The sequence below is a fragment of the Streptomyces sp. KL116D genome (assembly GCF_030766975.1).
Lineage (GTDB): Bacteria > Actinomycetota > Actinomycetes > Streptomycetales > Streptomycetaceae > Streptomyces > Streptomyces longispororuber_A.
On the sequence record NZ_JASERH010000061.1, the window covers coordinates 44,685 to 63,357 of the forward strand.

Annotated in this window: 17 protein-coding genes; 8 read left to right on the forward strand and 9 right to left on the reverse strand. The window is 72.5% G+C overall.

What is annotated here, in order from left to right; genetic code table 11:
• Positions 1 to 43 precede the first annotated feature (43 nt).
• Positions 44 to 454, reverse strand: a complete 411-nt coding sequence (locus RBJ77_RS25310) for a RidA family protein (RefSeq protein ID WP_372347147.1) — start codon at positions 452 to 454, stop codon at positions 44 to 46.
• A 411-nt stretch (positions 455 to 865) separates the two neighbouring features.
• Here RBJ77_RS25310 and RBJ77_RS25315 point away from each other — a divergent pair, with 411 nt between their 5' ends.
• From RBJ77_RS25315 to RBJ77_RS25325, 3 genes are all read left to right on the forward strand, one after another.
• Positions 866 to 2,152 carry a phosphatase PAP2 family protein gene (locus tag RBJ77_RS25315; protein ID WP_372347148.1) on the forward strand — a complete coding sequence of 429 codons (1,287 nt, stop codon included), beginning with the start codon at positions 866 to 868 and terminating at the stop codon, positions 2,150 to 2,152.
• 59 nt (positions 2,153 to 2,211) lie between these two features.
• Positions 2,212 to 4,689, forward strand: coding sequence for a Helicase associated domain protein (locus RBJ77_RS25320; protein WP_372347149.1), 2,478 nt, complete (start codon positions 2,212 to 2,214; stop codon positions 4,687 to 4,689).
• A 90-nt stretch (positions 4,690 to 4,779) separates the two neighbouring features.
• Positions 4,780 to 5,472, forward strand: coding sequence for a DUF899 family protein (locus RBJ77_RS25325; protein WP_372347150.1), 693 nt, complete (start codon positions 4,780 to 4,782; stop codon positions 5,470 to 5,472).
• A gap of 19 nt (positions 5,473 to 5,491) precedes the next feature.
• Here RBJ77_RS25325 and RBJ77_RS25330 read toward each other — a convergent pair whose 3' ends face one another.
• The 3 genes from RBJ77_RS25330 to RBJ77_RS25340 all read right to left on the reverse strand — a co-directional run bounded on the left by RBJ77_RS25330 (position 5,492) and on the right by RBJ77_RS25340 (position 7,580).
• Complete coding sequence (locus RBJ77_RS25330) at positions 5,492 to 6,337, reverse strand: methyltransferase (RefSeq protein ID WP_372347151.1); 846 nt, start codon at positions 6,335 to 6,337, stop codon at positions 5,492 to 5,494.
• Positions 6,338 to 6,431: 94 nt separating this feature from the next.
• On the reverse strand, positions 6,432 to 7,025 hold the full coding sequence (locus tag RBJ77_RS25335) for a helix-turn-helix domain-containing protein (protein ID WP_372347152.1): 594 nt from the start codon (positions 7,023 to 7,025) through the stop codon (positions 6,432 to 6,434).
• A gap of 57 nt (positions 7,026 to 7,082) precedes the next feature.
• On the reverse strand, positions 7,083 to 7,580 hold the full coding sequence (locus tag RBJ77_RS25340) for a DUF3592 domain-containing protein (protein WP_372347153.1): 498 nt from the start codon (positions 7,578 to 7,580) through the stop codon (positions 7,083 to 7,085).
• A gap of 256 nt (positions 7,581 to 7,836) precedes the next feature.
• On the opposite strand from RBJ77_RS25340, the gene RBJ77_RS25345 reads away from it, so the two are divergent.
• The 3 genes from RBJ77_RS25345 (at position 7,837) to RBJ77_RS25355 (ending at position 10,125) form a co-directional block, all read left to right on the forward strand.
• Positions 7,837 to 8,496: a YceI family protein gene (locus RBJ77_RS25345; RefSeq protein ID WP_372347154.1), complete on the forward strand. Its 660-nt coding sequence runs from the start codon at positions 7,837 to 7,839 to the stop codon at positions 8,494 to 8,496.
• A gap of 83 nt (positions 8,497 to 8,579) precedes the next feature.
• Positions 8,580 to 9,179 carry a cysteine hydrolase family protein gene (locus tag RBJ77_RS25350; RefSeq protein ID WP_372347155.1) on the forward strand — a complete coding sequence of 200 codons (600 nt, stop codon included), beginning with the start codon at positions 8,580 to 8,582 and terminating at the stop codon, positions 9,177 to 9,179.
• Between the two features lie 10 nt (positions 9,180 to 9,189).
• A complete protein-coding gene (locus RBJ77_RS25355; RefSeq protein ID WP_372347156.1) occupies positions 9,190 to 10,125 on the forward strand; it encodes a GlxA family transcriptional regulator in 936 nt (311 codons plus the stop codon).
• Here RBJ77_RS25355 and RBJ77_RS25360 read toward each other — a convergent pair.
• The 4 genes from RBJ77_RS25360 to RBJ77_RS25375 are packed head-to-tail and all read right to left on the reverse strand — an operon-like array spanning position 10,122 to position 15,436.
• Positions 10,122 to 11,465 carry a cytosine permease gene (locus tag RBJ77_RS25360; protein WP_372347157.1) on the reverse strand — a complete coding sequence of 448 codons (1,344 nt, stop codon included), beginning with the start codon at positions 11,463 to 11,465 and terminating at the stop codon, positions 10,122 to 10,124. The genes RBJ77_RS25355 and RBJ77_RS25360 overlap by 4 nt on opposite strands.
• A gap of 34 nt (positions 11,466 to 11,499) precedes the next feature.
• A complete protein-coding gene (locus RBJ77_RS25365) occupies positions 11,500 to 12,957 on the reverse strand; it encodes a DUF1116 domain-containing protein (protein ID WP_372347158.1) in 1,458 nt (485 codons plus the stop codon).
• Complete coding sequence (gene fdrA, locus RBJ77_RS25370) at positions 12,954 to 14,504, reverse strand: acyl-CoA synthetase FdrA (RefSeq protein ID WP_372347159.1); 1,551 nt, start codon at positions 14,502 to 14,504, stop codon at positions 12,954 to 12,956. Before fdrA ends, RBJ77_RS25365 begins: the two co-directional genes overlap by 4 nt.
• Complete coding sequence (locus RBJ77_RS25375) at positions 14,501 to 15,436, reverse strand: DUF2877 domain-containing protein (protein ID WP_372347160.1); 936 nt, start codon at positions 15,434 to 15,436, stop codon at positions 14,501 to 14,503. Before RBJ77_RS25375 ends, fdrA begins: the two co-directional genes overlap by 4 nt.
• 140 nt (positions 15,437 to 15,576) lie before the next feature.
• Between RBJ77_RS25375 and RBJ77_RS25380 the strand changes: the two genes are divergently transcribed.
• Together RBJ77_RS25380 and RBJ77_RS25385 are read left to right on the forward strand one after the other, a co-directional pair.
• A complete protein-coding gene (locus RBJ77_RS25380) occupies positions 15,577 to 16,512 on the forward strand; it encodes a carbamate kinase (protein WP_372347161.1) in 936 nt (311 codons plus the stop codon).
• 126 nt (positions 16,513 to 16,638) lie between these two features.
• Positions 16,639 to 17,934 (forward strand): MFS transporter, encoded by a 1,296-nt coding sequence (locus RBJ77_RS25385; RefSeq protein WP_372347162.1) that lies wholly within the window; start codon positions 16,639 to 16,641, stop codon positions 17,932 to 17,934.
• A 56-nt stretch (positions 17,935 to 17,990) separates the two neighbouring features.
• On the opposite strand, the gene RBJ77_RS25390 is transcribed toward RBJ77_RS25385, so the two are convergent.
• Positions 17,991 to 18,647 (reverse strand): GntR family transcriptional regulator, encoded by a 657-nt coding sequence (locus tag RBJ77_RS25390; RefSeq protein WP_255969953.1) that lies wholly within the window; start codon positions 18,645 to 18,647, stop codon positions 17,991 to 17,993.
• Positions 18,648 to 18,673 lie beyond the last annotated feature (26 nt).

Consider the following 18,673-nt stretch of genomic DNA (forward strand, 5'->3'; position numbering starts at 1 on the left):
GTCAGCGGACACCGCTGGCCCGTCGCCTCGGGCGGGCCGGACCTCAGCCGGACAGGACCGCCGTGGCCTCGATCTCGACGAGGTGGTCGGGAACGTCCAGGGTCACGACGCCGATCAGGGTGGCCGGAGGCGCCGTGGTGATCCCCAGCTTCTCGGTGGCCCGGGAGATGCCCTCCAGGAGCGTGGGCATCTTGTCGGCCGTCCAGTCGACCGCGTAGAAGGTCAGTCGCGCCACGTCGTCGAAGGAACCGCCCGCTGCGGCGAGGGCCGTGGCGACGTTGCGGTAGCACTGTTCGACCTGGGCGGCCAGGTCGCCCTCGCCGACCGTGGCGCCGTTCTCGTCCCAGGAGACCTGTCCGGAGACGAAGACGAGGCGTGTTCCGGAGGCGATGGCCACCTGGCGGTAGACGTCGGTCTCGGGCAGTCCCTGGGGGTTGAGCAGAGTGATCGGCATGGTTCGCACTTTCTCCCGTTTTGTTGCGGTCACTTGTGGTTCCTCAGTAACCGTAGGAGAGCGGTCCACAGCGGGGAAGAACGCACTTTTCCGTGACTGAGGAACCTTTTGGTGACCCAGCAGGCAGGGCCGGAGTCCGCCGGAGGAATCCGCTCCGCCGGGAGCGCCCGATCAGGCTTCTGACGTGCCCCTGTCTGTCGGCTGTGCATGCCGTTAGCATGTTCGAACTCGTGATGATCACCCGGATCGTCCGCTCTTCACCGGAAATTCGCGCCATCCCGCACAACACGTGAAGTTCTGCCCTTTGTGCCCTAAATCCACTACCGAGTCGGACAGTTGAAGACCACACCACGAATACCCCAGCAGCGTCAGTCCGGATCCGCGTCCGCCACGTGGCGTCAGCCGCGCACGGTGCTGTGGGCCACGGCGGGGGCGGCGACCCTCGCGTTCCTCGTCGCGCTGGAATTCGCGGCGCGCCACTACGGCCAGCCGGGCCCGATCTCCACCGAGGCGAGCGAGGTGATCTTCGCCCCGCACTCCGGGCCGCTGCTGTACGCCGGCCTGGCGCTGACGATGGTGGTGCTCACCTGGCGGCAGCGGCTGATCGCCGCCGCCACGGCGATCGGCATCGACATCGTCTTCCTGCTGGTGCGGATAGCCGTCGGCGCCGACCTGACCTTCGGCAACGGCGCACTGTGGGTGGTGGTGGCCATCGCGGTCATCGCCGTCACCCGGCACACCGGGGCGGAACGGATCCTGCTGCTCAAGGGCGTCGGGCTCGGCCTGCTCCTGGTGGTCGGCCACAAGACGGGTGACACCTGGCTGCTGATCACGTCGAAGACCCGCCCCGACGTGCTCGACCCGTACGTCGCCACCGCCGATCACGCGCTGGGCAACCCGTCCTGGCTCGTCGGCCGGGCCATGGAGGCCACCGGCCCCGTCAGCGGCCACGTCCTGAGCGTCGTCTACGGCCAGCTCCCGCTGGCGGCCGCGCTCGTCGGCCTCTACCAGCTGCGCCACGTGGCGGCCGAGCGCCGGTTCCCCGCCCACCACCTGGTGCGCACGTTCCTGGTCATCGGCCTGCTCGGACCGGCCATCTACATGATCTTCCCGGTGGTCGGACCGGTCTACGCGTACGGGGCCGAGGGCGCCCAGTGGGCAGCGGCCAACGTGTGGCCCGACGCGCTGCCGCGGATCGGCACCCCGCACCCGATCCCGTTCGACCAGCTCACCCCGCGCAACTGCATGCCGAGTCTGCACACGGCGTGGGCCACGACCCTGTTCATCCACTCCCGCCACGGCTCACGGCTGATGCGGTACGCGGGCACCTTCTGGCTGGTCGCCACGCTCACCGCGACCCTGGGCTTCGGCTACCACTACGGCGTGGACCTCGTCGCGGGCGTGGTGTTCGCGCTCACCATCGAGGCCGGCATGCGCTCCGTGTCCCGCGGCTGGGACCGTTCGGGCGTCCGCCTCGTCGCCTACGGATCGGTCGTGTTCACCGCGCTGATCGTGGCGTACCGCTACCTGCCGGTGCAGATGGCCGCGCACCCGTGGCTGTTCGGACCGCTCATGCTGCTGCTCATGGGCTCCGTCATCCACCTCTACGTGCGCACCACCAAGCAGTGGGAGCCGAAGCCGGAGCCGACACCGCAGCCGGACGCGCAGCCCGCGGGGCCCCAACCGGAACCCGTGTGAGGCAGGATCCCTACCGGAAGCGGCACGAGGCACTTCGGTGAGGGAAAGGGTGGGTGCGGATGGCCGAGCAGGTCCTGCGGCCTCATCAGGTCGAGGCGGTCGACGCGATCCTGCGCTCCTTGCAGGCACCCGCGGACGGACGGCTGCCGGCGGACGGACTGCGCGCCCAGTGCATCGCGGCCACCGGCTCCGGCAAGACGCTCGTGGCGAGCGCCGCCGCCCGGCGCCTCGGGGCGCACCGGGTGCTGGTGCTCGTCCCCACCCTCGACCTGCTCGTGCAGACCGCGACCGCGTGGCGGCGCGACGGCGGGCGGACCGGGGCGATGGTCGGGGTGTGTTCGCTGCGCGCCGAGGAGTCGGAGGGCGTGCCGTGCAGCACCGACCCCGCGGAACTCGTGGAGTGGCTGCGGGACCTGGACACGGTGACCGTGTTCGCGACGTACGCGTCGGTCGGCCAGGGCGTCCTGCAGCGCGCGCACCTGGCCGGCCTCGCGGCCTGGGACCTCATGGTGGTCGACGAGGCGCACCGGACGAGCGGTGACGGCCTCAAGCCGTGGGCCGCGGTGCACGACCAGCAGCTGCTGCCCGCGGCACGCCGGCTGTACATGACGGCGACGCCCCGCGTGTGGGAGGCCGCCGACGGCCGTCGGGCGCCGCGGCTCGTGGCGAGCATGAGCGAGGACTCCCCCGTCTTCGGCCCCGTGGCCTACCGGCTGTCGCTGTCCGAGGCCGTGAGCCGGGGCCTGGTGGCGCCCTATCAGGTGGTCTGCGTCGACATCCGCGGCCCCGAGCACGGGCGGCGGGCCTCACTCGGGACGGGCGTCGAGGAAATCCGCGGCGCCCGGCTGGCGGCGCTGCAGACAGGAGTGCTCACCGCGGCCGCGCAGGAGAACCTCCGCCGACTGCTCACCTTCCACACCCGGGTGGCCGAGGCGGAGGCGATGGCCGAGGGCATCGGCGAGGTCGCCGCACGGCTGTGGCAGCGGGACCCGGCCGTGTATCCGCACCCCGGGCGGGTGTGGGCGAGCTGGCTGTACGGCGAGCATCCGCCGGTGCACCGGCGCGCGGTCCTCGACGCGTTCGCGTCCGACGTCATCGAGCCCCGGTCCGACGAGGGCGTTGCACCCGAGCCGGTGCCGGCCGCGCTGCGCGTCCTGAGCTCCGTGAAGGTGCTCGGCGAAGGCGTCGACACGGCCTACTGCGACTCCGTCGCCTTCTGTGACGTCCGCGGGTCGATGGTCGACATCGTGCAGATGGTCGGCCGGGCACTGCGGGTGCGGCCCGGCGACGGGAAGCTCGCCTCGCTCGTGGTCCCGGTGTTCCTCGGCCGGGACGAGGACCCCGACGACATGCTCACCTCCCCCGCCTACGGCGCCCTGACCAAGGTCCTGGAGGCGCTGCGCGCGCACGACGCCGAGACGATCGAGGCGCTCGCCGACTCCCGTCCCCGCAGTGGGCCTGACCGGGCCGCCGAGCCGCAGCCCGAGGGGAAGGAGGAGGGCGACGACGGCGGGCCGGTCACCGTGATGAGCGCTCCCGCGCGCGAGCTGCTGAAGTTCTCGGCACCGCGCGACCCCGCACAACTGGCCCGCTTCATGCGGCTGCGCGTGATCCAGCCGGAGGGCGCGTACTGGCGGCGCGGGATCGAGGCCTGCGCCCGGTACGCGAAGGAGACCGGGACCGGGCAGCTGCGCGTGCCGTACGACTTCGTGACGCCCGACGACTGGAGCCCGGCCGGTTTCCCGCTGGGCACCTGGCTGGCCGACCAGCGCAGGCACCACAAGGCGGGCCGCCTGGACGCCGGCCGGGTCGCCGAGCTGAACGCGCAGGGCATGGTCTGGTCGCACCACGACGTGTCCTTCGACGAGGGCCTCACCGCGGCCCGCTCCTGGGCCGCCGAGCACGGTCACTTCCTGCCGCCCGCCACCGCCGTGTGGAACGGCTACCCGGTCGGGACGTGGGCGAAGAACCAGCGGGCCGCCGCGAAGGCCACCGGGGCCGGGGCCGCGGCGCTCACCCCGGCGCGCCGGAAGGCGCTGGAGGACGTCGACCCCGGCTGGTGCCCGGTCTGGGACGTGGGCTGGCAGCGTGCCTTCCGGCTGCTGCAGGCGCATGTGCGCGCCGGTGGCGGTGTCCCCGGCGCGGCCGGTGAACTCGTCGTGCAGGGCGAGGACCTGGGGCGCTGGGTCCGGGCGCAGCGGCACGCCCTCGACCAGCTGCTGCCCGCCCAGCGGTGGCTGCTCGTGCACGCCGTCGGGCTCGACCCCGCCGCCGCGGACGAGCGGCCCGGCCGGCTCAGCCAGGACGACAAGTGGGCGCTCAACCTGCGGGCCGCCCGCCGCTTCCACGCGCGCGAGGGCCATCTGAACGTGCCCCGCAAGCACACCGAGGTCCTCGAAGGCGAGGGGCTCGAAGGTGAGGGGGACGGCGCCACGGAGGTCAAGCTCGGCCTGTGGATCGCCAACGCGCGCCGGCGTGCGGAGAAACTGACACCGCGGCGGCGGGCCGACCTGGAGGAGATCGGCATGCGCTGGTGACACGGCCGGGAACGCCGGCGCCGCACCGATGAGTTCCCTGCCCCCGGGGAGTCAGCACTTCAGACACCACGCCCGACATCCGGAGGCACCATGTCCGCCAACCCGAAGTCCCTGCCACCCGTCGTCGACGCCGCCACCTGGGAGAAGGAGCTGGCCGCGCTCCGCGTCCGGGAGAAGGCCGCCACCCGTGAGCTGGACGCCGTCGCCGCCCAGCGCCGTCGGCTGCCCATGGTCGAGATGCCCGACTACGTGCTGGAGGGCGAGGACGGCCCGGTCCGGCTCGCCGAGATCTTCGGCGAGCACCCGCAGCTGATCGTCTACAGCCACATGTGGCACGACGGCGCGGAGTGGCAGTGCGGCGGCTGCACCGGCTTCACCTCCCAGTTCACCCGGCTCGCGGGCCTGGAGAAGTTCGACGCCCGGTTCGTGATCGTCACCCAGGGCCCCATCGACCAGGCGCTCGCGTACAAGCGCAAGGTCGGCAACACCATGACCTGGTACTCCACCGCGAACAGCTCCTTCGGCAGCGACGTCGGCGCCCCGCCGAACGCCGGGTTCGCGGTCAACGTGTTCCTGCGCGACGGCGACACCGTGTACCGGACCTGGCACACGGACGGCCGGGGCACCGAGCAGCTGAGCTACCTGTTCGGCCTGGTCGACCTGTTGCCGTACGGCCGCCAGGAGGTGTGGCAGGACTCCCCCGAGGGCTGGCCGCAGCAGCCGACGTACAGCCGGTGGGCCGGCCCGCAGGAGATCGCGGCGGCCTACGGCGAGGGCAGCTGACTCCGCCGCCCGGCCCCGGTCAGGCGCGGCGGGCCGCCCACACCGAGCGCTCGGTGCGCACGCCCAGGTCGGGGCGGCGCAGGATGCTGTCCGGGCCCTCGGTGTCGAGGAGCCGGTCGAGCGCGGCCAGGTCCTCGGCCGGCAGCGTGTCCGCGACGCCGCCGCGCAAGCGGCGCAGGCTCGCCAGGGCGTAGCGGCCCACGGCTCCGGCGGGCGGGGCGTCGATGTCGACGGTGACCGTGCGTTCGCCCGCGACGGCGAACCCGGCGCCCGTCAGCTTGGCGCCCCAGTCGGCGCCCCGGTGCGGGACCTGCTCGGCGTGGTGCCGGTCGAGCGCGGCGTGGCAGCGCTCCTCGAGCCCCGGCGCCTCGGCCGGGGCGTCCTCGGGCAGGAACCGCGGGAAGCCGGCCAGCTCGACGACGGCGAACAGGCCGCCCGGCGCCAGCAGTTCACGGACCTGGCGCAGGGTGCGGTCCGGGTCGGCCATGTGGTGCATCGAGGCCGACGCCCAGATCAGGTCCGGGCTGCCCAGGTCGGGCCAGTCCCGCGCGTCGAGGTCGGCCCGGACGAGGCGCACCCGGTCGGCCACGCCGGCCTCGGCCGCCTTCTCCCGCAGCCGGTGCAGATGGGCGTCCGAGGAGTCGACCGCGGTCACCTCGGCCCCGGGGAAGCGGTCGAGCAGGGCGAGGGTGCCCGCCCCGGTGCCGCAGCCCAGGTCCACGACGTGGCGGGGGCTCGTCGTGAGGGGCAGCCACCCGGTGATGGCGGCGGTGTGTTCGGCGAGCACCTCCGCGTCGAGGTCGAGGACCTCGGAGTGGTCGTCCTCGGCGTGGCTGTGCGTGGGGTGAGCTGAGAGGTGGTTCATGCCCGTCACGCTACGGCCGGCCATGCGCATGAGGCATCAGTGCTTTCGCGATACGCAAGAAGATGGGCCGCCGCACGGCGGATCGCGCAAACCCTCACGGCGCGGGGCGGTCCGCCCTGGCCTCGGCCTCGGTTCGCTGGTGGCCACGGCGGGCGTCGCGGTCGAAGATGCCGAGGACCTCGCAGGGGCCGCCCTCCGCGCCGATGGCGTGCGGCAGCATCGTGGGGAACTCGGCGGCCTGGTTGGTCTCGATGCGGAAGCGCCGGTTGCCCAGGAACAGGACGGCGGTGCCGGACAGGACGACGAGCCATTCGCGGCCCGGGTGGGCGCGCATCCGGGAGGGGTTGTCCGGCGGCGGGTCGGTCATGCGCTGGCGGATGACGGTCATGCCCGGCACCGCCTTGAGCGGCCAGCTCATCCGGCTGTGCGCCGCGTCGATGATCGGGCTGGAGACGACGTCGTCCGTCGCGGTCTCGACCAGCTGGTCCAGGGTGGTGTCCAGGGCGCGGGCGAGGGTGACGAGCTGGTCGAGGGCAAGCCGCCGCTGCCCGTTCTCGATGCGGGACAGCGTGGACTGACTGACCTTCGCCCGTCCGGCCAGCTCCTCCAGGGACCAGCCCTGGGCCACGCGCAGGGCACGGATCCGCTTGCGTACGAGACTGTCCAGCTCACCGGCTTCTTGCGTCATGAGCCGCATCGTATGCCCGTGCCGCAAGGCGTGCGCGGCGCCGACCGCCCGCCCGGATCAGAAACCCGGCGCGCCCGCGGCCCGGGAACGCCGCCGCGACAGCACCGCGATCGTCGTCCCGATGCCCGTCACCAGCAGCCCGACGCCGCCGAAGATCAGCGGCAGCAACCACTGCGAGACGAACCCCTCGACCTGCGCGTCCTTGGGGGAATCCGCCCGGTACAGCACCTCGACCCGCTCCCCCACCTCGTACGACGGCGGATTGGAACCGGTCGACTCGCGGAACGACCTCGACTCGCCGTCGGCCGACGTGAACTCGACGACGGGGTGCGCCACCGGCCCGTTGTCCGACCGCGACTTGCGGTAGCCGCCGCTGTGGCCGCCCGACTCCCAGTCCAGCGCCACCACGGTGCCGTCGGCGCGCTCGGCGCTCGTCAGGAAGGAGATCGACCGCCCCGCCATGACCAGTCCGATCACCAGGAACAGCCCTCCGAAGGCGATCACCCCGAACGTGATCCACCATCCGGCGCCCCGCCCACCCGTTCGCACCCGCACGACGTCCCTCTCCTTCGCCCGGCACCCTGCCCGGAGTCGGAGGAACGCTATCCCAGGTTCCGGCCACGGCCCGCCCGCACCCGAAGGTGACCATGTGTGACGCTCGGCGACCCGACAGTGCATCCACATTCATGTCGATCCTGTGCAACTTTGCAGACGGCGCCATGGAACCCGGACGAGGCCGCCCATCTCGCTCCGGGGCAGCCACCGGCCCCGTGATAGCACAGGGTGACCAAGATCGAAGGGGCTGCCAGTCATGGGTATCTTCAGCCGTCGCCAGAGCGCGACACTCGAACCGGCACCGGTCGCCGGTCCCGCCGTGCCGCCCGCGCCCACCGGGGCGGCCCCGCTCGACCCTGCGCTGCGCGCACTGACCGGGGAGTGGACCATCGACCGGCCGCACAGCCGCATCGGGTTCTCGGTGCGGCACGCCATGGTCACCACCGTCCGGGGCGCCTTCACGGACTACGACAGCACGCTCTACTTCGACGGCGCCCGGCCGTCGCAGTCGCGGGCCGAGCTCGCCATCCGGATCGACAGCGTCGACACCGGCGTCGAGCAGCGCGACGCCCACCTCGTCGGCCGGGACTTCTTCGACGCGCGCCGCTGGCCCCAGATGGTGTTCCGCAGCACGTCCACCGTCCACGAGGGCGGCGAGAGCTTCCGGATGGCCGGAGAGCTGACGATCCGTGACGTGACGCGCCCCGTCGAGCTCCAGCTCGACTACCTCGGGTCGGTCATGGACCCCTTCGGCTTCGAGCGGGCGGGCTTCGACGGCACCACCACGATCGACCGCACGGAGTGGGGCCTCGTCTACAACCAGCGCCTCAAGACGGGCGGCACCATGGTCAGCGAGAAGATCCGGCTCCAGCTCGACATCTCCGCGGTCCGGGCCGGCGCCACCGCCGCCGTGTAGCGCCTGCGGCGTGACCGGATCGGTCCGGCCCCGGACCCGATGGTGCCTGTCGGAGCCGGGGCCGCCACCGGCAGGGTGGAGCCATGAACCGAGCACTGATCGTCATCGACGTCCAGGAATCCTTCCGCGCCCGCCCGCTGTGGGCGACCGTCTCCGACCCGAAGATCGCCGACAAGGTGAACCGCCTGGTGCGGCTGGCCCGCGCGGCCGGAGACCTCGTCGTGTGGGTGCTGCACTGCGAGCCGGGGAGCGGCGGCGCCTTCGATCCGGCGCTCGGCCACGTCCGGCTGATGGAGGAGCTGACCCCGGCGGCATCGGACCCGGTCGTCCGCAAGACGTCCCACAACGCCTTCACCACCACGAACCTGCAGCAGCTGCTGACCGAGCGGGGCGTGCGCGAGCTGACCGTGTGCGGGATCCGCACGGAGCAGTGCGTGGAGACGACCACCCGGGTCGCCAGTGACCTCGGCTATCAGGTGACCTTCGTCGTCGACGCCACCGCCACCAACCCGATCCCGCACCGCGACGCCCCGGCCGACCTGAGCGTCGACGAGCTGCTCGCCGACCCCCGCACCCTCGGCGCCCAGGAGATCATCCGGCGCACCGAGTACGCGCTCGCCGGACGCTTCGCCACCATCGCCACCGTCGCGGAGCTGGAAGCCGCGCAGGGCGACCCGGCATGATGACCGGATCGTGAGCCGCATCGTCTTCTTCCTGGTTCCCGGAGTCCATCTGCTGGACCTGGCCGGCCCCGCGCAGGTCTTCTCCACGGCGGCGGACTTCGGGCACCCCTACACGCTCGCCTACGTCGCCGAACGGTCGCAGGTCCGCACGGCGCAGGGGCTGCCGCTCGTGGCGGACCTCGACTGGCCGGAGCTGGGGCCCGAGGACCTGATCGTGGTGCCGGGCTGGCGGTCGACCGCCCTCGCGGACAGTCCCGCGATCGGGGCCGACAGCCTGCGGGTCCTGGCCGACCACCACGCCCGGGGCGGCACGGTGGCCAGTGTGTGTGCCGCGGCCGAGGCGCTGGGCCGGGCCGGGCTGCTCGACGGCCGGCGCTGCACCACCCACCACGACGTCCAGGACGAGCTGGCCCGCCGCCATCCGCGGGCGACGGTCGTCCGCGACGTGCTGTACACCTCGGACGACCGGGTGGTGACCTCGGCGGGGATCGCCAGCGGCATCGATCTGGCGCTGCACCTGGTGGCCGTGCGGCACGGCCCGGCCGCCGCGGCCCGGGTCGCCCGGGACATGGTCGTGTACGCGCGGCGCAACGGCCACGAGGCGCAGGCCAGCACCATGCTGCGGCACCGCTCGCACCTCGACGACACCGTGCACCGGGCCCAGGACCTGCTCGACGCGCGCTATGCCGAACCGCTGCCGCTGCCGGCCCTGGCCTCGGCGGTGGGCGTCAGCGAACGCACCCTCACCCGGCTGTTCGGCCGCGCCACCGGCGGGCTCACCCCGCTCCGCTATCAGCAGGCGCTGCGTCTGGAGCGGGCCGAGCACCTCATCAGCCATGGCGCGACGGTCGAGGGAGCGGCTCGCGCGGTCGGCTTCGACGACGCCCGGATGCTGCGCCGTCTGCGCTCCCGCGCGAGCCTCGTCGGCCGGGGAGACAGGCCCTAGCCGATGGCCTCCTCGCGCGGCGCCGCCGTCGTGCGCACCGACCGCTCCAGGACGGCGTAGGCGATCACGGCCACGACGAGACCGGTGACCGCGTCCGACAGCTGCGGCGCCCACCAGTGGGCGGCGCCCGCGGCGGCGGCGCCGACCGCCCACGCCACGAAGGCCGTGGGGCGGACCGCCACGGTGGGCCGGGCGTCCATGGCGCCGCGACCGCCCCGCGCGAAGAACTGGTCGGCGATCAGCACACCGCCGAGCGGCGGCACGAAGACGCTGAGGATGACCAGCCAGTCCAGGAAGTGGTTCCACACGCCGGCGAGCGCGGCGACCGTGCCGATGAGACCGAGCACGATCGTCATCAGCCGCATCGTCGTGCCCGTCAGGTGCGACCAGCCGAGCGCGCCGTTGTAGAGGCAATGGCTGCACACCGACCCGAGGTTGACGAAGACGAAGACGGCCGCGATCACGTTCAGGATCCCGGAGTGCTCGCCGGTCAGGATCGGCAGGAAGTCGCCGCCCGCGGTGCCCGCGGACGCGATGGCGCCCGCCGCGACGACCAGACCGCCGGTGATCTGGGCGACGAGGCTCGCCACCGGGAAGGCGCTGATGGTGGCGAGGACGGCCTGGCGGCCGTTCTTGGACCAGCGGGTGAAGTCGGCGGTCATCGTGCCGGAGTCGGCGAACGTCGCCATGATCGTCGACACCGCCGCGCCGAAGGTCAGCGTGGAGGCGCCGCCGACCCCCTCGTACGAGAAGACGGCGCCCATGTCGTGGTCGCGGGCCACGAGGACCAGCGCGATGACGCCCGCGACGATGAACAGCGGGGCGGCGACCGCGCCCAGCCAGGACAGTGCTCTGATGCCCAGGTAGGTCAGGGCTATGAAGCCGAGGCCCGCCAGGACGGTGACGAGCTGTTCGTGCCAGCCGAACGACGAGTGCAGCGTCGCGCCGGTGGCACCGGTGTTGAACGCGAACCAGCCGACCACGATCGTGGCCAGGAACGCGGAGGCCACGATGTAGCCGCCGCGGCCGAAGGTGCGCGAGGCCTGCAGCGAGAAGCTCTCGCCGGTGGAGCCCGCGCGGTGGCTGAGGATGCCCACGTACAGGAGCATCACGAGGTTGGCCACGAGGATGGCCGCGAGCCCACGCCAGAAGCCCAGCATGGCGACGACCACGCCGCCGGGGATGGCGTTGGTCAGGATCATCGGGAACCCGAACCAGACGGCCGAGACCGTCAGGAGCGACTTCCGGCGGTCGGCCGGTACCGGGCTGTGCTCGAACTCGTCGTCGAGTTCCCGGTCCGCGGACGTGACCGTGTCCGCGGCGGATTGCTGTGTGTTCATCGTCTGTGGGCTTCCGGGTGGGCGCTCGCGCGCATCAGGAGGAGGAGCCGCCGAAGGCGTCGGCGAGAGCGGTGGCGGCCTTGGTGAACGCCTCGGCCGGCGGGTGCGTGATGCCCGCGCCGATCATGCCGATGCCCGCTTCCTTGTGGGCGATGGCGGTGTTGATGACCGGCAGGATCCCGGTGTCGATGACCTTGCGGACGTCGATGCCGGTGGGCAGGCCCTGGAAGTCGAGGGCCGGGATGGTGACGTTCGGGTTCTGCGCGGTGGTGATCTCACCCATGTCGCGGGTGTAGCCCATGGCCTCGGCCACGGTGCCGCCGACTAGGGCGACGATGGCGGGCGCCGCCGACATGGCGAAGCCGCCGAAGCCGTACGTCTCCGTGATCGCGGAGTCGCCGATGTCGAGGCCGGAGTCCTCGGGCTTGTAGCCGGCGAACATCGGGCCGACGACCTGCTGCGCGGGACCGGTGAACCACTGGCCGGGCAGACCGGCGACGCGGATGCCGAACTCGACGCCGTTGCGGGCCATGGTCGTGACGATCGTGGAGTTCTCCACGCCGTTGGCGGCGTCGAGCGCGGCCTTGGCCACCGCCATCCAGGTCGGTCCCGAGAAGTAGTCGGAGGACGCGACGAAGTCGAAGACCTCCTTCTTCTGCTCGGTCGTGAACGACGACTGGAGCAGGCCGGGCGCGAGGGCCTGGAAGAGGAGGAGGGTGCCGGCGCCGTTGCGGTTGTGGCACTCGTCGCCCATGTGGATGGCCTGCGAGAGCAGCAGGCGCAGGTCGACGGGGCCGGTGAGCTCGACGGCCTCCTTGAGCATCGGGCCGAAGACGTCCCGCATCCAGATCAGGCGGTCGACGACGCTCTGGTCGTTGGCGCCCATCCGCAGGATCTTCGCCATCTGCTCGGACAGGTTGGTGTACGCGATGTTGCCGTGGGTCTCGTTCCTGACGATGTGCACGTACATCGACGCGGAGGTGACACCGGCCATGGAGCCGACGGAGTCCGCCTCGTGGCAGGGCTTGAAGGTGATGCGGCCGGAGGCGGCGACCTCGGCGGCCTCGTCGAGGTCCTTGGCGAGGCCCTCGAAGACGAGCGCGCCGGTGACGGCGCCCTTCATCGGGCCGTTCATCCGGTCCCAGGTGATGGGCGGGCCGGAGTGCAGGATCGTGGTGGCGGTCATGCCGGGGACGACGTCCAGGGCGCGGCCGAAGCCGATGAGCATCGGGCGGGCGGCCATGATGCGCTCGACGGCCTCGGCGTTGGCGGCCTCGATCGTCGCGGCGAGGCCGGGCTCGTCCAGGACGTCGAGGGCGCGGGCGGCCTCGGGGTTGCCGCCGCCGGGCGGGGTCCAGTCGAGGGTGGAGACCTGGGCGTGCTGGGCCTTGAGGTCGGCGTCGAACATGGCGAGGCCGACGTTGACGACGCTCAGGTCGCTGCCGAACAGGGCGGCGGCAGGGGTGAGTTCGGGTTGCTGCGACGTGCTCATGCCTGTGCCTTCTTCGCGATCTCACGGGCGAACTGGCCCGTCTCGGTGGAGCTGAGGGTGACGGTGACGCCGGCGGCGCGCAGGGCGTCGCTCTGGGCGGCGACCGACGGGGAGTCGAGGTCGGTGCCCAGGACGTAGGCGACGACCTCCAGGTGGCGGCCCGCGTCCGCGGCGATCCGCTGGGCCTCCTGGATGGCGGGCAGCGTGGTGCCGACCGGGTCCTCGTGGGAGCCGAAGCCGAGGACGAAGTCCATGACGAGGGCGGCGACCTCGGAGTCCTTGGCCTCCTCGACGATGCGCTCGATGCGCAGGGCCGGGTCGATCATCGGGTGCGGGCGGCCGTTGGTGAAGTCGTCGTCGCCGAAGTCGAGGAAGGTGTGGCCGCGCGAGGCGGAGCCGGCCGGGAGGCGGAAGTCGGCGTTCTTCTGGATGTTGGACCAGACGTCGAGGCCGGCGTCGCGCACGGCGTACATGGTCTCGTCGCAGAGGGTGCCGCCGCAGAACAGGCCGCGGACGTACTTCTGGCCCTCGGCGAGGGAGGCGACGACGGTCGCGGCGGCGGCCTCGGCGTCGAAGTCGTCGGCGGAGTCCTGGGCGACGCCCGCGAGCTCGACGGCCGTGCGGGCGGCCTGGAGGCTGCCCGCGGCGAAGTGGCCGCCGGCGGCGGTGACCGCTTCCTCGGAGCCGTCGATGAACCAGACGACGACGGGCTTGCCCGCGGCGGCGACCTCGGCGAGGACCTTCTTCTCGACGGAGGGGGCCGGCGGCTTGGAGACGAGGACGATCACGTCGGTGGCCGGGTCGGCGGCGAGGGCGCGGATGCCGTCGACCATCATGATGCCGCCGACCTGCTCGGACAGGTCGCGGCCGCCGGTGCCGATGAGCTGCGAGATGCCGCCGCCGAGCGCATGGACGCGGACGGACACCTCCTGCGAGCCGGTGCCGGAGGCGGCGACGATGCCGACGTTGCCGGGGCGGACCTTGTTGCCGAAGCAGAGGGCGACGTTGTTGATGATCGCGGTGCCGCAGTCCGGGCCCATCATGAACAGGCCCTTGTCGTGGGCGAGTTGCTTGAGGGCGACCTCGTCCTCGACGGCGACGTTGTCGCTGAACATCATCACGTGCAGGCCGCTGTCGAGGGCCTTGCGGGCCTCGCGGGCGGCATAGGCGCCGTTGACGGCGATGACGGCGAGGTTCGCGCCGTCGATGCCCTCGGCGGCGGAGGCGATGGTCCGGTAGGTGACCTCGCCGCCACCGGCGGAGGCGGGCGCCTTGCGGGTGAGGAGGTCCTCGATCCCGGCGAGCAGCGCCTGGGTGTCGGCGCCGTCCTCGGCCACCAGGACGATCATGAGGTCGCCGCTCTCGGCGGCCCTCAACTCGTCGGTGAGCAGGCCCAGGTTGTCCAGGACCCCCTTGTTCATCTCGGTGCCCATGGCGGTGAACGCCTGGTCGACCCCGTCCAGGGCATTGGCCTTGGTGGAGACGGACATCAGGGACACGGAGTCGTAGTACGTGTTCTTCCGTACGACGGCTGTGGTGGTACTCACAGCGAACCTCGCAGTTCTTCTTCCAGGTGGAGCCCGGCTATGAGGCCGGACAGGGTGTCGCTGCCCGAGGTGTGGCCGATGGCCAGCAGTTCCCGGACAGGAGCGTTCAGCTCCTGCGGGTGTCGGCCGTGGGCCAACTCCCGCAGTACGTCGATGAGTTCGTGGCGCACGCGGGCGTCGGCCGCCTCGGCGAGCGTCGCGTGGGAGAGGTCGGTGGTGCGTCCTGGATGCTCGGCCAGTACGGCCTTCAGGGCGGGGACGAAGCCGGTGAGCGCGCTGCCGGGGAGCGCGGCGAGCACGGCGACGCCGGTGAGGAAGTCGTCGCCCGCGGGGGTGAGTCCGGGGCCGAGGCCGAGCAGCGCGAGGATGCCGCGCCGGATCCCGGCGTCGCGTCCGTCGCGCACCGCGGCGACGAGCGTCGCCCGTCCCTCGTCGAGCGCCCGGGCGACGGCGGTCTCCATCGGTCCCGCGCAGGGGGTCGCGCCGAGCATGCCCCCGCGGGGGCCGTACGTGCGGTTCAGCCGGTCGAGGTGGTCGGCGGCGGCCGCGAGGGCGCCGGGGGCGAGGTGGGCGAGGGAGGGCGGCCGGGCGCGCCAGCGCCGGGCGTCGGCCGTCGTCAGCCGCAGGGTCCGGTGCGGGAGCTCGATGCGGAGATTCCCGGTTGCGAAGGTCACGCGCTGCCCAGGGGTCAGCTCCAGGTCCGTCCAGTCGGTGACGTCGACGACCAGCGTCCTGGGGGCGTCGCCCGCGTCCCGGGCGGCGAGCGCGATCAGTGCGCCCTGCGGGGTGAGCAGGTTCACGACCCGCGTGAAGACGGAGTGGACGGTGCCGTGCCCGGTGAACGCGTGCAGCCGGTCGAGGAGTTCCGCGTCACCGGACTCCACGCGCGCCGTGCGCGTTGCGCCGGACCCGCCGGATGCTGCCTGGCCCATCCTCGTACCCCTCCTCACCGCGGTCCGTCGCGGCACGCGCTCGCTCGACGGTGCCCCTTCCGGATCACCCACATTGGTATACCATCCTGCTTCTCGTATCCGAACACAAGTGCCGAACAGCAGCAGTAAGGGACCAACACATGCGCATCGTCGTAGCCCTCGGAGGCAACGCCCTCGCCCGCCGCGGAGAGCCCATGACCGCCGACCACCTGCGCACCAACGTCCGGGGCGCCTGCCAGGCGCTGGCCGGTCTGGCCCGCGAGCACGAGGTCGTCATCACGCACGGCAACGGGCCCCAGGTCGGCCTGCTGGCGCTGCAGAACCTCGCCTACCAGGACGTGGCGGCCTACCCGCTGGACATCCTGGGCGCGGAGACGCAGGGCATGATCGGCTACGTCATCCAGCAGGAGCTCTCCAACGCCCTGGTCGGCGAGCGCGAGGTCGCCGCCATCGTCACGACCACCGAGGTCGACGAGTCGGACCCGGCCTTCGAGCGGCCCACCAAGCTGATCGGCCCGACATACTCGGCGCAGGACGCCGCCGAGGCCGCGGCCGAGTACCGCTGGACGATCGCCAAGGACGGCGGCGCCTTCCGCCGCGTCGTGCCGTCCCCGCACCCGCTGCGCATCATGCAGGCGCCGCTGGTCAGCACCCTGCTCGACAACGGCACCCTGGTGGTCTGCGTGGGCGGCGGCGGCGTCCCCGTGCGCACCGACTCCAAGGGCCGCCAGATCGGCATGCAGGCCGTCGTCGACAAGGACGCCGCGAGCGCCGCGCTCACCGCGGACCTCGGCGCGGACATGCTGATCATGCTCACCGACGGCGACTTCGTCAGCGAGAACTGGGGCACCCCCGAGCAGCGCGACATCCTCACCGCCTCCCCCGAGGGCCTGTCCACCATGAAGTTCGCCGAGGGCTCGATGCAGCCCAAGGTCGAGGCCGCGGTCCGCGTCGCCGAGGCCGGCGGCCGGGCGCTGATCGGCCCGCTGGACCGGCTCGACGACCTGCTGGCGCGCAAGGTCGGCACGGAGATCCGCTCGGACGTCGAGGGCGGGGTCGTCTTCGTCGGCAAGTGAGGCACCGGCCGCCGGACAGGAGACGAAACTCACGCGGTATACCATTTGCCGTCCCGTCGACTCCTGCCCCGCCGCGCCCCGCACCGGGCGCGGCGCCACCGGAGCACCACAGCAGAGGAGCAGCCCGTGCCGCGGCAGACACCGCTGGACGCACCCCCGTCGCCCGCCCCCGGCCGGACGGGCCCGCTCGCCTCGCTGCGCGAGAACCCGGGGTTCCGCGCCCTGTGGGTGTCCAACGTGTTCTTCTTCGGCGGCGCGTGGATCCAGACGATGGTGCTGGGCTGGATCGTCTTCGAGACGACCCGCTCGGAGCTGCACCTCGCGGTCTTCACGGCGGTGCGGCTCGCCCCGATGCTCCTCGGTCCGTTCGCCGGTGTGCTGTCCGACCGTTACGACCGCGTACGTTTGCTCACGCTGGCGTGCGGCTGGGCGCTCGCCGCTGCGGCCACCGTGTCCGGCCTGGAGTCACTGACCCACGTGCCGTACTGGGCCCTGGTGTTGGGCGGCCTCGCCATCGGCCTCGCCCAGTCGCCTTCGCAACCCGCCCGGTCGGCGCTCGTCCTCTCCCTTGTCGGCCGCCGCAACCTCAGCAACGCCAACGCGCTCAACGCGATGGCGATGAACATGACGCAGGTGGTGGGACCGGCCCTCGGCGGCGCCCTGATCAGCGCCTTCGGGGCACCGGCCGCACTGTGGATCTCCAGCGCCTGGTACGCGGCGTCCCTGCTCGCCCTGTGGCCACTGCGTCACACGGAACGGGGCGGCACGGAACGGGGCGGCACGGAGCAACCGGCCGCCGCCGAGCCGGTGGTGGCGATGCTCGTCGGGGGTCTGCGCGCGGTGCTGCGCAATCGGCTGGCCGCCGCCGTCCTGGCCGTGACGCTCGCGGCGAACGTCTTCCTGTGGCCAGTCCACCAGGCGTTCATGCCGGTCTTCGCCAAGGAGTCGCTCGGTCTGGACGCCGACGGACTGGGCTGGTTGCTGACCTGCGGCGGAATCGGCGGTCTCGTGGGCTCCCTGGTGATGGCCGCGCTCGGTGACTTCCGCTTCAAGGGCGGGCTGTTCGTGTACGGGACGGCGGCGTGGGCGGCCCTGTGGGCGCTGTTCGCGCTGTCCGCGATGTCGGGGCGGCTCGCGCTCTCGTTCGCGTTGATGACCGGGATCGGGGTGCTCAGCGCCGCGTTCGGCGTCCTGCAGACGACGTTGCTGCTGATGACCACCGAACCGGCCTTCCAGGGGCGGGCGTTGGGCGTCCAGGAGCTCGCCATCGGCGTGATGCCGCTGTCCTCCCTGGGCCTCGGGGTGGCGGCGGAGTACCTGGGGGTGGCCGCCACGACGTTCGCGAGCGCGCTGCTCCTCGTCCTCTTCCTGGCCGCCCTCGCGCTGCGCCTGCCGGCACTGCCGCGCTACCGCGGCGTCTGAGCGACCGGATCGCCCCGCACTCCCCCGTACGACGGCCACGGCGCGCCGCGTGCGGCTCAGACCTGCGCCGCCGCCCTGCTGCGGTGCGCGGTCGCCTCCGCGCTGCTCGTGGCCAGATGACGGACCGCCAGCTCACCGACGAGCTCCTCGTCGCGCTCCTCGATCGCCCGGTACAGCGCCTCGTGCTCCTCCGCGACCGCGTCGAAGTCGTCGTGCTGGCCCAGCAGCCAGCGCATCCGGCTGCGCAGGGTCGTGTCCAACTCGCTGAGCAGCGCGTTGTCGGCGAGCTCGGTGACCGTCTCGTGGAAGTCGGCGGCCGCCCGGCGCGCCTGCGCGCCGTTCCCCTTGGCGGCGGCGGCCAGTTCGGCGTCGAGGTCGGCGCGGAGCCTGGTCAGCCCGGCGCGGGTGCGGCGCTGCGCGGCGAGCCGGAACGCGAGGGTCTCCAGGGCCGACCTGACCTCGCTCAGGTCGGAGATGTCGGACGGCGAGAACTCCCGGACGACCGCCCAGGTGCGCGGACGCGGCGTCACCAGGCCCTCGTTGACCAGATCGCGCAAGGCGTCCCGGACGGGCAGCCTGCTCACGCCGAGTTCGGCGGCGAGCTCCCGCTCCACCAGCTTGCTGCCGGGCGCACGCGTCCCGTCGATGATCTGGTCGCGCAGGGTGCGCATGACCCGCTCCGACTCGGGGGTGAATTCCTCAGCGCCTGTCATCCGGCCATTCTCACATTGGCTCACGG

Bases quoted from the DNA above. Each gene is read 5' to 3' on its own strand.
- RBJ77_RS25310 (WP_372347147.1), bottom strand. From the start codon at position 454: ATGCCGATCACTCTGCTCAACCCCCAGGGACTGCCCGAGACCGACGTC.
- RBJ77_RS25320 (WP_372347149.1), top strand. From the start codon at position 2,212: ATGGCCGAGCAGGTCCTGCGGCCTCATCAGGTCGAGGCGGTCGACGCG.
- RBJ77_RS25325 (WP_372347150.1), top strand. From the start codon at position 4,780: ATGTCCGCCAACCCGAAGTCCCTGCCACCCGTCGTCGACGCCGCCACC.
- RBJ77_RS25330 (WP_372347151.1), bottom strand. From the start codon at position 6,337: ATGAACCACCTCTCAGCTCACCCCACGCACAGCCACGCCGAGGACGAC.
- RBJ77_RS25335 (WP_372347152.1), bottom strand. From the start codon at position 7,025: ATGACGCAAGAAGCCGGTGAGCTGGACAGTCTCGTACGCAAGCGGATC.
- RBJ77_RS25345 (WP_372347154.1), top strand. From the start codon at position 7,837: ATGGGTATCTTCAGCCGTCGCCAGAGCGCGACACTCGAACCGGCACCG.
- RBJ77_RS25350 (WP_372347155.1), top strand. From the start codon at position 8,580: ATGAACCGAGCACTGATCGTCATCGACGTCCAGGAATCCTTCCGCGCC.
- RBJ77_RS25360 (WP_372347157.1), bottom strand. From the start codon at position 11,465: ATGAACACACAGCAATCCGCCGCGGACACGGTCACGTCCGCGGACCGG.
- RBJ77_RS25365 (WP_372347158.1), bottom strand. From the start codon at position 12,957: ATGAGCACGTCGCAGCAACCCGAACTCACCCCTGCCGCCGCCCTGTTC.
- RBJ77_RS25375 (WP_372347160.1), bottom strand. From the start codon at position 15,436: ATGGGCCAGGCAGCATCCGGCGGGTCCGGCGCAACGCGCACGGCGCGC.
- RBJ77_RS25380 (WP_372347161.1), top strand. From the start codon at position 15,577: ATGCGCATCGTCGTAGCCCTCGGAGGCAACGCCCTCGCCCGCCGCGGA.
- RBJ77_RS25390 (WP_255969953.1), bottom strand. From the start codon at position 18,647: ATGACAGGCGCTGAGGAATTCACCCCCGAGTCGGAGCGGGTCATGCGC.